General features: G+C 71.0%; 10 protein-coding genes. 7 read left to right on the forward strand and 3 right to left on the reverse strand.

Going from position 1 to position 12,395, the window contains the following annotated elements; genetic code table 11:
• Window positions 1–3 precede the first annotated feature (3 nt).
• The 4 genes from ACZ7L0_RS24235 to ACZ7L0_RS24250 all read left to right on the forward strand — a co-directional run bounded on the left by ACZ7L0_RS24235 (window position 4) and on the right by ACZ7L0_RS24250 (window position 6,772).
• A complete protein-coding gene (locus ACZ7L0_RS24235) occupies window positions 4–864 on the forward strand; it encodes an LLM class F420-dependent oxidoreductase (RefSeq protein ID WP_471244624.1) in 861 nt (286 codons plus the stop codon).
• A 79-nt stretch (window positions 865–943) separates the two neighbouring features.
• Complete coding sequence (locus ACZ7L0_RS24240) at window positions 944–3,529, forward strand: bifunctional FO biosynthesis protein CofGH (RefSeq protein WP_471244625.1); 2,586 nt, start codon at window positions 944–946, stop codon at window positions 3,527–3,529.
• A 167-nt stretch (window positions 3,530–3,696) separates the two neighbouring features.
• The gene (locus ACZ7L0_RS24245; protein WP_471244852.1) at window positions 3,697–5,760 is read left to right on the forward strand and encodes a laminin G domain-containing protein; all 2,064 of its coding nucleotides are present in this window, start codon (window positions 3,697–3,699) and stop codon (window positions 5,758–5,760) included.
• A gap of 55 nt (window positions 5,761–5,815) precedes the next feature.
• Complete coding sequence (locus ACZ7L0_RS24250) at window positions 5,816–6,772, forward strand: MerR family transcriptional regulator (RefSeq protein WP_471244626.1); 957 nt, start codon at window positions 5,816–5,818, stop codon at window positions 6,770–6,772.
• A 52-nt stretch (window positions 6,773–6,824) separates the two neighbouring features.
• Here ACZ7L0_RS24250 and ACZ7L0_RS24255 read toward each other — a convergent pair whose 3' ends face one another.
• Window positions 6,825–7,322 carry a DUF2165 domain-containing protein gene (locus ACZ7L0_RS24255; RefSeq protein ID WP_471244627.1) on the reverse strand — a complete coding sequence of 166 codons (498 nt, stop codon included), beginning with the start codon at window positions 7,320–7,322 and terminating at the stop codon, window positions 6,825–6,827.
• 92 nt (window positions 7,323–7,414) lie between these two features.
• Here ACZ7L0_RS24255 and ACZ7L0_RS24260 point away from each other — a divergent pair, with 92 nt between their 5' ends.
• Complete coding sequence (locus ACZ7L0_RS24260; protein ID WP_471244628.1) at window positions 7,415–9,820, forward strand: tetratricopeptide repeat protein; 2,406 nt, start codon at window positions 7,415–7,417, stop codon at window positions 9,818–9,820.
• Here the strand turns inward: ACZ7L0_RS24260 and ACZ7L0_RS24265 are convergent.
• Window positions 9,808–9,999 carry a DUF397 domain-containing protein gene (locus tag ACZ7L0_RS24265; RefSeq protein ID WP_471244629.1) on the reverse strand — a complete coding sequence of 64 codons (192 nt, stop codon included), beginning with the start codon at window positions 9,997–9,999 and terminating at the stop codon, window positions 9,808–9,810. The genes ACZ7L0_RS24260 and ACZ7L0_RS24265 overlap by 13 nt on opposite strands.
• Window positions 9,996–10,808 (reverse strand): helix-turn-helix domain-containing protein, encoded by an 813-nt coding sequence (locus tag ACZ7L0_RS24270; RefSeq protein WP_471244630.1) that lies wholly within the window; start codon window positions 10,806–10,808, stop codon window positions 9,996–9,998. The genes ACZ7L0_RS24265 and ACZ7L0_RS24270 overlap by 4 nt, the downstream gene beginning before the upstream one ends.
• Before the next feature lie 114 nt (window positions 10,809–10,922).
• On the opposite strand from ACZ7L0_RS24270, the gene ACZ7L0_RS24275 reads away from it, so the two are divergent.
• A complete protein-coding gene (locus ACZ7L0_RS24275) occupies window positions 10,923–11,354 on the forward strand; it encodes an ATP-binding protein (protein ID WP_471244631.1) in 432 nt (143 codons plus the stop codon).
• Window positions 11,355–11,904: 550 nt separating this feature from the next.
• Complete coding sequence (locus ACZ7L0_RS24280) at window positions 11,905–12,393, forward strand: hypothetical protein (protein ID WP_471244632.1); 489 nt, start codon at window positions 11,905–11,907, stop codon at window positions 12,391–12,393.
• Window positions 12,394–12,395: the final 2 nt, after the last annotated feature.

Here is a 12,395-nt window from a genome sequence, read left to right on the forward strand (position 1 = left end):
GGCATGCGTATCGCCGTCACGATCTTCCTCACCGACGAGACCATCGCCCCGACCCGGCTCGCCCGTGAGCTGGAGCAGCGCGGGTTCGCCGGGTTGTACCTGCCCGAGCACACCCACATCCCGGTCGAGCGGACCAGCCCGTACCCGGCCGGCGGTGAGCTGCCGCGCGAGTACGGCCGTACCCTCGATCCCTTCGTCGCGCTCGGACAGGCGGCGGCGGTGACCGAGCGGCTGGGGCTCGGCACCGGGATCACGCTGGTGGCCCAGCACGACCCGATCGACCTGGCCAAGCAGATCGCCACCCTGGACCACCTGTCCGGCGGCCGGTTCACCCTGGGCGTCGGCTTCGGCTGGAACGTGGAGGAGGCCGCCGACCACGGGGTGGAGTGGCGTACGCGGCGGGAGCTGGTCCGGGACCGGATGGCGCTCATGCGGGCGCTGTGGTCCGAGGACCCGACCGGCTTCGACGGCGAGTTCGGGAGCCTGCGGCCCAGCGAGGCCCACCCCAAGCCGGTGCAGAAGCCGCGTGGGCCGGTCGTCGGGCCCCGCACCCTCGTCGGCGGGGCCGCCGGGCCGAAGCTGTTCGCGCACATCGTGGAGTACGCGGACGGGTGGCTGCCGATCGGCGGGCGGGGCCTAACCGAGTCGCTGCCGGTGCTGCGCGCCGCCTGGGCGGACGCCGGTCGCGACCCCGCCGCCCTCCAGGTCGTGCCGTACGCCGTCCAGCCCAGCCCGGGCAAGCTCGCGCACTACGCGGAGCTCGGGATCGAGGAGGTCGTGGTGCAGCTGCCGCCGGCCGGGGAGGCGGAGGTGCTGCGGCTGCTGGACCAGTACGGCGACCAGATGCCCGCCCCCTCCGCGTGAGACCGTGCGACGGCCGGTGGCCGGGGACGAATCGGGCGGTGCCTGATGGGCCTGATCACGGCGCTCGTATCCTCGAAGGATGACGACTTCCGCGACCTCCGGAACCGGCCCGACCGATAACTCCATGCGTCGCGCCCTCAAACGGGCCCGTGAGGGCGTCGCCCTCGACGTGTCCGAGGCGGCGGTGCTGCTCCAGGCGCGCGGCGCGGACCTGGAGGACCTCACCGCCTCCGCCGCCCGGGTCCGGGACGCGGGCCTGGAGGCGGCGGGCCGGGCCGGCGTCATCACGTACTCGAAGAGCGTCTTCATCCCCCTGACCCGGCTGTGCCGGGACAAGTGCCACTACTGCACCTTCGTCACCGTGCCCGGCAAGCTGCGCCGGGCCGGTCACGGCATGTTCATGTCCCCCGACGAGGTGCTCGACATCGCCCGCAAGGGCGCCGCCCTCGGCTGCAAGGAAGCCCTCATCACCCTCGGCGACAAACCCGAGGACCGCTGGCCGGAAGCGCGGGAGTGGCTCGACGCGCACGGCTACGACGACACCATCGCCTACGTCCGCGCCATCTCCATCCGCATCCTGGAGGAGACCGGCCTGCTGCCCCACCTCAACCCGGGCGTCATGACCTGGACCGACTTCCAGCGGCTCAAGCCCGTGGCCCCGTCCATGGGCATGATGCTGGAGACGACGGCGACCCGCCTGTGGTCGGAGCCCGGCGGACCGCACCACGGCTCCCCGGACAAGGAACCCGCCGTGCGGTTGCGCGTGCTGGAGGACGCCGGCCGGTCCTCGGTCCCCTTCACCAGCGGGCTGCTGATCGGCATCGGCGAGACCTACGAGGAGCGCGCCGAGTCCCTCTTCGCCCTGCGCAAGGTCGCCCGCGCCTACCACGGCATCCAGGAACTGATCATCCAGAACTTCCGCGCCAAGCCGGACACGGCGATGCGCGGCATGCCGGACGCCGAACTGGACGACCTGGTCGCCACGGTGGCGGTGGCCCGGCACATCATGGGCCCGAGCGCCTGCCTCCAGGCCCCGCCGAACCTGGTCGACTCCGAGTACGAGCGGCTCATCGGCGCCGGCATCGACGACTGGGGCGGGGTGTCGCCCCTGACCATCGACCACGTCAACCCCGAACGCCCCTGGCCGCAGATCGAGGACCTGGCGCGGAAGTCGGCGGCGGCGGGCTTCGAGCTGCGCGAACGCCTCTGCGTGTACCCGGAGTTCGTCACGCGCGGCGAGCCCTGGCTGGACCCGCGGCTGCTGCCGCACGTACGGGCGCTGGCGGATCCGGAGACGGGGCTGGCGCGTGCGGACGCGGTCGTGGAGGGGCATCCGTGGCAGGAGCCGGAGGAGGCCTTCGTCGCGTCCGGCCGTACGGATCTGCACGCGTCGATCGACACCGAGGGCCGTACGTCCGACCGGCGCGAGGATTTCGACGAGGTGTACGGAGACTGGGCCGCCCTGCGCGAGGCGGCGGCGCCCGGGATGGCGCCCGAGCGCATCGACACGGACGTGCGGCAGGCCCTGCGCACGGCGGCCGACGACCCGACGCGCCTCACGGACGAGGAGGCACTCTCCCTGCTGCACGCGGACGGCCCGGCGCTGGACGCGCTGACGCGGATCGCGGACGAGGTGCGCAAGACGGCGGTCGGCGACGACGTCACGTACATCGTCACCCGCAACATCAACTTCACCAACGTCTGCTACACCGGCTGCCGCTTCTGCGCCTTCGCCCAGCGCCGCACGGACGCCGACGCCTACACCCTCTCCCTGGAGCAGGTGGCCGACCGGGCCCAACAGGCCTGGGAACTCGGCGCGGTGGAGGTCTGCATGCAGGGCGGCATCCACCCGGACCTGCCGGGAACGGCATACTTCGACATCGCGAAGGCGGTCAAGTCCCGCGTCCCCGGGATGCATGTGCACGCCTTCTCCCCGATGGAGGTCGTCAACGGCGCCACGCGGACCGGGATGTCCATCCGCGAGTGGCTGACCGCGGCGAAGGAAGCGGGCCTCGACTCCATCCCGGGCACGGCCGCGGAGATCCTCGACGACGAGGTCCGCTGGGTGCTCACCAAGGGCAAGCTGCCCACCGCCACCTGGATCGAGGTCGTCACGACCGCGCACGAGCTGGGCATCCGCTCGTCCTCGACCATGATGTACGGCCACGTGGACCAGCCCCGCCACTGGCTCGGCCACCTGCGCACCCTGGCCCGCGTCCAGCAACAGACCGGCGGTTTCACGGAGTTCGTCACGCTTCCCTTCATCCACACCAACGCGCCGGTGTACCTGGCCGGCATCTCGCGCCCGGGTCCGACGATCCGGGACAACCGCGCGGTGACCGCCATGGCGAGGCTGCTGCTGCACCCGTGGATCCCCAACATCCAGACCAGCTGGGTGAAGCTCGGCACCGAGGGCGCGGCGGAGATGCTCCGCTCCGGCGCGAACGACCTGGGCGGCACCCTGATGGAGGAGACCATCTCCCGCATGGCCGGATCCTCCTACGGCTCCTACAAGTCCGTACGCGACCTGATCACCGTCGCCGAGACCGCCGGCCGTCCTGCCAGGCCCCGCACGACGCTGTACGGGGAGGTACCGGAGGAACGGCAGCGGGCGGCGGCGGCTTCGGACGGGCATCTTCCGGAGCTGTTGCCGGTGCTGGACTGACGCCCGCGGCGGGAAAACCCTTTCGGTGGTGTCGGTGGCCCCTGTTAGCCTCCAGCGGCTTGTGCGACGCATGAGTCCAAGGAGCTGACAGGGGAGGGCAATTGGGTACGTCGACAAGATCCGCGGGCGGCAGACTGCTCGCGGTGGGGTGTTCCGTGGCGGCCGTCATGGCGGCCACGTCCGGCGTGGCGCACGCCGCGGACAACCTGCCGCCGAAGCAGCCGCTCGTCCAGGATCTGACGACCGGGGGCAAGGCGTGCGCGACGGGGGACGGCAAGGCGTACGTCGCCGCGGCGCCCGCGCTCGGTGCCGTGTTGTACGACCCGGACGGCAGCCAGGTCAGCGGTGAGTTCGAGGTCTGGTGGCCGGACGCCGGGGGCGCGGAGCAGCGCCGGACGTACACCACCACCGCGAAGCTGTCAGGCAGCAGGTTCTCCGTGCAGCTTCCGTCCGACATCCCCGCGAACACGGTGGTGTCGTGGCATGTGCGCGCGAACGACGGAAAGGCCACCTCGGCGTGGAGTTCCGCGGGCGACGGCGGGGCGGCCTGCGAGTTCGCGTTCGACGACGAGAGCCCGCAGAAGGCGACGATCACCTCCCCCGAATACCCGGAGGACGAACTCTGGGTGGACGGAGTGGGCGTGTACGGCCACTTCACCATGGACTCGCCCTCGGACGACGTCGTCGCCTACACGTACGGCTTCATCGGCGGCCCATACGGAACCGTCCGGCCGGAGCGGCCCGGCGGGAGCGTGACCATTCCCTACCTCCCGCTCCGCTCGCACCCGGACACACTGACGGTCCGCGCCATCGACCGCGCCGGACGCAGCAGCGGCGAGTCGTCGTACCGCTTCTATGTGAAGTCCGGCCGAGCCCCGGTCGCCCACTGGAAGCTGGAGGACGCGGCGGGCTCCACGAGCGCCGCGGCCGAGACGGGCACCGCCGCGCGCGCCGGGGCCGGTGTGACGTTCGGCGGCGGCGCGCCCGCGGGCACCGGACTCTCCGCCACGGCGTATCTCGACGGCGGCGGCGACGGCTACCTCACCCCGGGATCCCCGGCGGTGGCCGACCCGCGCAGGACCTTCGCGGTGAGCGCGTGGGTGCGCCCGGCCCGGACCGACCGGAACATGACCGTCGCCAGCCAGGACGCGGGCGGTTCCGCAGGCTTCGCGCTCGGGCTGAGCAGCCGGAACTCCGGCCCCGCGTGGTCGTTCGCCCTCGGTTCCGCGCGGGTGGCGGGCGGCGCCCCGGAGACGGGTGAGTGGGCGCATCTGCTGGGCCTCTACGACGCCGAGACCGGCAAGGCGCACCTGTACGTCAACGGCCACGAGATCGGTACCGAGGCGCAGGCCGCACCCGCCGATGCCGCCGGTTCCTTCCAGATCGGCCGCGCCCGCGACGGCGAGGGCTACGGCGACGCGTGGCACGGCGACATCGGCGGCGTCCAGGTCCACGACCGGGTCGTGGTGCCGGACGAGGTGACCGAGCTCGCCCGCCGGAAACCGGGGCTGCTCGGCCACTGGTCGCTGGAGAACGCGGCGGGCGGGGCGAGCCCCGAGCAGAACGGCGGGGTGCCGCTGAAGCTCGGCGCGGGCGCGACGATCCACCGCGGCCCGGACGGCTCCTGCGTCCCGGAGCTCGACCCGGACTGCCCCGACGTGGCGTACGCGCTCGTCGGTGACGGCCACCTCCGGCTGGACGGCGAGTCGGCCTACGCGGCCACCGAGGAGCCGGTCGTGGACACCGGCGACAGCTTCAGCATCGGCGTGGTCGTACGGCTCGCGGACTCCGAGCCTGCCCACCCGATGACCGTGCTGTCCCAGGCCGGCGAGCACACGGACGCCTTCAGGGTGCGCTACGAGCCGTCGGCGCACGCCTGGCAGCTGGTCATGCCGGAGAAGGACGAGGCGGGCGCGCCCGAAACCGTGGTCGCGCAGATCGAGTCGGCGGACGGCGGCGAGGGCCAGGGCCACCGGCTGGCCGTGGTCTACGACGACGCCACCGACAAGATCAAGCTCTACCTCGACGGCTACACCAACACCGGTGCCACCGCCGGCTTCCCGAACGGCTGGCACTCCTCGGGCGCCCTCCAGGTCGGCCGCGCCCACACCGGCGACGGCTGGGGCGAGTACCTGCGCGGAGACGTCGACGAGATCCAGGCCTACGCCGGCGCCCTCCGCGACAGCGACATCCCGGCCCTCGGCTGGGGCACAGACCCCTGCCTGTGCTGACCGGCCTGGGAACGGCCTTGAGTCTCCAGTGACTGGAGACGGCACGGTTGGGGACATGGACGTCACGACCCTCTACTCGATCGGGGAGCTTTCCCGGCGGACCGGCTTGTCCGTGCGGACCATCCGGTTCTACTCCGATTCGGGGGTCGTGGCGCCGACCACCCGAAGTCCCGCCGGCTATCGGCTCTACGACCTCGACGCACTGCTGCGTCTGGAACTCCTGCGCACACTGCGCGAGCTGGGCATGGACCTGGCCACCATCCAACGGGTACTGGACCGCGAGCTCTCGGTGGCGGAAGTCGCCGCGGCGCACGCCGACGCCCTGGACGTCCAGATCCGGGTGCTGCACTTGCGTCGGAGCGTTCTGCGAGTCGTGGCCGGACGTGGGTCCGATCCCGAGGAGACCAAGCTCATGCACAGGCTCACGCAGTTGACCGGCGAGGAACGCCGACGTCTGATCGACGATTTCCTGGACGCCACCTTCGGCACAGCGGATGCCGACCCAGCCGCGGTGGCCATGGTTCGCGCCGCCATTCCCGACCTCCCCGATGATCCGTCCAGCGAGCAGGTCGCCGCGTGGGTGGAGCTCGCCGAACTGGTCGGGGACGAGGACTTCCGGGCCCGGCTGCGCCGGACGGCCATGCGCCAGGCCGCCGGGCGCACACTCGACATCGAGCGCGAGGCCGGCGAGGAACTGATGGAGTTCACCCGCCAGAAGGTGGCCGAGGCCATGGAGTCGGGCATCGATCCGCTCAGCGACAGGGCCGCCCCCGTCGTCGACGACCTCGTGCACCGCTTCGCCGAGGCGTTCGCGCGCACCCCCGACACGGAATTCCGGGACTGGATGGCCCGGCAGTTCGAAGAGGCCCACGATCCCCGGGTGGACCGGTACTGGCGGCTGGTTTGGACAGTCAACGGCTGGCAGGTGGTACCGAACCTGACCCCGATCTACCCCTGGCTCATCCAGGCCCTGCGAAACGACCGCGACGCATGGTCACCATCAACGAGGTAGCGCACACCACGCTTCGGTCGCGGGGAGCGCTCGCAGTATGGCCCGCCCACCGTCAGTTCTTCTCCGGTGCCGCCCCCGGCAGGTACGTCACCAGCAGGGTCACCCCCGTCAGTACGATCACGCGGGTGGCCGCGTCCAGGCCGTTCCAGGTCTTGGACTGCCACATCGCGAACCATTCGCCACCTATCGCTATGAACCCGGCGCCGAAGAGCAGCAGGAGCATCAGCAGGCCGGTGGTGGAGGCCTGGCGGGCGCGGGGGTGGTGGCGGGCCCACAGGTAGGTCGCGGTGGTCAGGAGCAGGGCGGCGAGGGTTTCCCAGGTGATGATCGCGATGTACGCCGCGTCCTGCCAGGCGTGGGAGGTGATGGCGCGCCACATCAGGTCGTCGTCCTTGAACGTCGTGTCCATCGCGAGGACATGGCGGACGAACTGCCGGTTGGTACCGAAGTCGGTGATGTTGCCGAAGGCGACGAGGGCGATGTAGAGGGCGACCGTGCCGGTCAGGAGGGTGGCGGCGAGGCGTGGGGCGCGTGAGGCTGATGTGGTCATGACGGATTGCTTTCCCTGCGTGGCCGCCGCGTCCCGTACACATTGAGCCAGAATGAGTGCGGGCCGACCACCAGCGGTGAGGGGACGTACGGATGGCGCAGGCGCGGCCGTCGATGCAGGAGCTGATCCGGCAGCGCAGGCGGGCCGGGTTCGTGGGACGCAGTGATGAACGGGCCGCGTTCCGCGGCAACTTCGACATCCCGCCCGAGGACGAGCGGCATCGCTTCCTCTTCCATGTGCACGGCAATGCGGGTGTTGGAAAGACTTTCCTGGTCCGCGAGCTGGAGCAGATCGCCCGGGAGCGGGGGGCGTTGACGGCGTACATCGACGAGAGCGTCGGAAGCCTGCCGGAGATGATGGCCACGATGAGTCGGCAATTCGCTACCCACGGACACCGTTTCAAGGAACTGGACCGGCTTCTGGCCGCACATCGGGAACGACGGCACGAGGCGGAGGCGGCGGCGATCGCCGCGCTGGAACCTCAGCCGGAGGGGCCTTCGGCGGCCGGCATGGCAGTGGCGCGTGCCGGGCTGGTGGGGCTGGGGATGGTGCCCGGGGTGAGCGCGTTCGCGGGTGCGCTGGACGCGGACCGGCTCGCCCAGGGAGCCGACCGCTTACGCGCTGGTCTCAGCGCCCGCTTCCGTAGCCAGGAGGACGTGCAGCTGGTGCTGTCACCGGAGCGGGTGCTGACGCCGGTGCTACTCGGCGAGTTGTCGGATGCCGCATCCACGGTTCCGTGGACCGTCCTGTTCTTCGACACGTACGAGCGGACCGGCCCGTTCCTCGACGCCTGGCTGCACGATCTGATGACAACGGACCGGCACGGCGCGCTGCCCGCCAGCGTCGTCGTGGTGACGGCAGGCCAACGTGCCTTCGACACCGCCCGCTGGGGCGGTTTCGCCGACTTCGTCATGGACGTGCCGCTCGGGCCGTTCACGGAGGCGGAGGCGCGGGGGCTGCTGGCGGACAGGGGTGTGCGGGACGAGCCGGTCGTCGCGGAGGTGCTGCGGCTGACGGGCGGGTTGCCGGTGCTGGTGTCGACCCTGGCCGAGCAGCGCCCCTCCGATCCGGACGATGTGGGCGACCCCAGTGCCACGGCGGTCGAAAGGTTCCTGAAATGGGAGGAGGATCCGGTACGCCGGACGGTGGCCCTGGCGTGCGCGCTGCCCCGGCGCCTGGACATGGACGTGTTCCGGGCAGCCGTGGACTGCCCGGACGAGGAGGCCGAGGCGCTGTTCGCCTGGCTGCGCGGGCTGCCTTTCGTGGACGACCGCGGAGACCGACTGCGGTACCACGACCTGGTGCGCGAACAGATGCTCCGATTGCAGCGCCACTGGTCTCCGCGTGGCTGGACCGAGCGCCACGAGCGGCTCGCGGGGATGTTCCGGCACTGGCGGGAGGAAGCGGCGGCTCAGCTGCGCCCCGGCGACAGGCCTTGGAAGCGGGAGACCTGGCGCGAGTGGCGGCAGGAGGAGACCTATCACTCGCTGTGTGCCAGACCGCTCGAAGCGCTCGGCTCGGCGTTGCGGGACATGGTCGAGGCCTGTCGTGTCGATCAGGTGGTAGGCGCCCGCTGGGCTCTGATGCTGGAGGAGGCGGGCGGTGCGGCGGACGCTTCGGACCTGCGCGGCCTGGGATCCCGTCTGTGCGAGGCGCTCGCGGACGGCACGGCCGGGGTGACAAGGGCGATGACCCTGCTCCTGTCCCACCCTGGGCTGGACCGGGGCGGCCGGGCCATGGCACACGGGGTGCGCGGCCGGGAGCTGCGCAACAGTGCGGAGTACGGGCGGGCCCTGACCGAGTACGACCGGGCGATCGAGCTCGATCCGGAGCTGGTCTGGGCGCATTACGGTCGTGGCGTCACCCACCGGAGGCTCGGCGACTACGCGGCTGCCACGGCTGCCCTCGACCGCGCGCACGAGCTGGCTCCCCACGCGGGATGGATCGTCGCACAGCGAGGGGAGGCCCATCGGTTCGCGGGCCGGTTCGAGGAGGCCGTAGTCGACTTCGACCGGGCCATCGCGCTCGACCCTGCCGATGCCTACGCTCTGACCTGCAGAGGCGTGTGCCGGTACGCGCTTGGGCAGTACGACGAAGCACTCGCCGACTTCGACCATGCGCTGAACCTCGACGAGGACTTCCTGTGGCCTCTCGTGCGAAGGGCTCGCCTGCACCGGGTCATGGAACGGTGGGACGCCGCGTTCGTCGATCTCGACCGGGCGGTTCGTCTCGCGCCCGACTCCGCCTGGACCGCGTCGGAGCGGGGTGATACCTACCGGATCGCGGGCCGCTTCGAGGAGGCCGTCACCGAGCTGAGCCGAGCCCTTGCCCTCAGCCCTGACCATGCCTCGGCATTGGCCAGCCGGGGAGCGGCCCGGCACGAGCTGGGCCGGCATGACGAGGCGTTGGCCGACCTCGACCGAGCCATCGAGTTGAACCCCGGCTATGCCTGGGCGTTGGAGCGGCGGGCCGAGGTGACGCGACGCTACGCGGAATAAGCGGCGAACGCCACGAACTCCGCCCACGAGCCGTCCGTGAACGCCAGGCGGGCGCCCAGCTTGTCCTTGGAGTCGCGTACGTGGACGGTGGCTTCGGGGGTGGCTATGGCTACCTCGACGCAGTCGGGGCCGTCATTGCTGCTGTAGCTGCTCTTGAACCACGTCAACGTGGAGGTCATGTCTCTTCTCCAAGAACCTTCTCGATGAACGCCAGCGACTCCCAAGGCGTGAGAGCCTGCGCCCGGATCATTCCATAGCGCATCTCCAGGATCTGGACTTCCCGGGGATCGCTGATCACACGACTGTGCAGCTGGGCTTCCGAGTGCCCCAGCGTCTTGCCGTCCCGGAGCTTCAGCAGTCGAATCGGCCCACCCATACCCGCGTGGTCCTCGCGGGCCGTCGGCATCACCTGGATCTCGACATGCCTCAACCTGCTGATGTCCAAGAGATATTCGAGCTGTTGCCGCAAAACCATTCTGCCCCCGACCGGCCGCCGCAATGTCACCTCTTCCTGGACGAAGGTGAGGAGCGGCGCGGGCACGCGCTCGAAGATGCGCTGCCGGGCCAGGCGGGCGGCGACATGCCGATCGATCTCCTCCTCCGTGAACGCCGGCCGCCGCATCGCGTACAACGCACGGGCGTACTCCGGGGTCTGGAGCAGGCCGTGCATGTTGTGGTTGGCGTACGCGCCAAGCTCGACCGCCTCGTCCTCCAGCATCTTCAGGTCCCGCACCTTCTTCGGATACCGGGCCTTCTCCACGTCCTCCTTCATCGCGGACAGCTTCCCGCCCGCCCCCAGCACCTCGTCCGCCTTGTCGAGGAACTCCGGCTTGGCGACCCGCCGTCCGCGCTCCACGGACGAGACCATCTCCTCGCCGTACCCGATGGCGGCGCCGAACTCCGCCTGCCGCATCCCGGCTGCCTCGCGCCAGACCTTGATCTGCCGTCCGACCGCCTTGAGTACGGCCGTGGCCTCCTCGTCCTCCATACCGCCCACCTCCCGTGTACCCGGCCGGACGACCTCGGACCGTGCCCGGACAGTCGCTCTCCGTACCTGTGTCAGTGCTGTTCAGGGTAGAAGGGAGCGACCACGCTGAGTGACGTGAACCAGGAAATCACCCAAACCACGCTCCTCGTACGCCACTTCACCGTGCTGCTGTCCGCGACCCGCAGGGGCGCCCGGCTCGCCCGTCTTCTCACGGAGCGCCAACTCGCGGACTGGGATCAGCCATACGGCGACGCCCTGCACGTCGTGGCCGAACTCGCCGCCAACGCCGTGCTGCACGGGCGCGTACCGGGCCGCGATTTCCGGCTGACGCTTCGACTCGACGCGCTCGGCGTCCTGCGCATCGAGGTGACGGACGCCCGGGGCGACCGGGTGCCGCGTATCCAGGAGCCGGATCCGTTGTGCGCGGAATCGGGGCGGGGGCTGTGGCTGGTCGCGGCGTACGCGGAGCGCTGGGGCGTGGCGGCGGCTCCGGCGGGCGGCAAGACGGTGTGGGCCGAACTGGCGCCGGATCGGGCGGAGCAGTGACCCGGCCGGGCCCGACGCCAAAGACAAAGAACCGGGGAAAGAACCGAACCCGCCCCACCCAGCCCGTCGACCACCGCACCCCTGGTCACTCGGTCGGGTGATCAGGATCGGTTCGCCTGGCGCGTCGGCGAATCGGTGAGGCAGCGTCACCCTCGACACACACATAACGGCCCCCGCCGGGACTGCCATCCCGAACGAGGGCCTGATCACCCAGGAAGTAGAGCCCCTTCCCGATGACTGCCCAGCACCTTAGCGCGCACGCGCGCCCCCGGTCCGTCCGTTCCCGCCTCGGAGTTGACCACGTGGACGAGCGCCACGACGAAGAGTTCACCGTTGTCGGAAACCATCTGGCCAGCATTCGGATCTGTCACTGACGGCCATCGGGCTGGCGGTCCACATCCAGTCGCTTCCCACCGGAGCCCTCGTCGGCATCAAGGTCCTGGCGGCCAAGTTCCCCGAGGGAGAGACGCGGATCGCCTCGGCGCTGCGGGAGCTGGAGGAACACGGTTATCTGGCCCGCACCAAGGAGCGGCTGCCGTCGGGGCGGATCGTGACGCGTACGACCTCCTACAACAAGCCCCGGACGCGCACGGCTCACCTGACGTCCGCACCTCGCCGCGAACCGGCCCCGGACCTCAAGGAGCCGGAACAACCGGCCCCGGCCGCATCCGACCTGCCCGCCCACCGCACCGCCCACTCCCTACTGGCAAGCCTCCGCCTCCGCGACCCCCGGCTCCACCTGGCCGAGCGCGATGTACGCAGTCTCGTTCCAGCCGTGGTCGCCTGGCTGGAGCGCGGCGTCGGGCCCGACGACGTGCGGCGAACGCTCTGTACGGGCCTGCCCCCGGAAGGCGTGCGCCATCCGGCGGGCTTCCTCGCCCACCGCCTCACTGCCCTCCTGCCTCCGGCCCTCGAACCCGCTCCGGAGCCCACCCGGCCCGACCCCCTCCAGACCTGCGAAGACTGCGACCGCGCGTTCCGCGCACCCGCCCCGGGCCACTGCCGCGACTGCCGGACCGCCGAATGGAAGGTGGCATAGCG

The sequence above is a fragment of the Streptomyces sp. NPDC039424 genome (assembly GCF_055639495.1).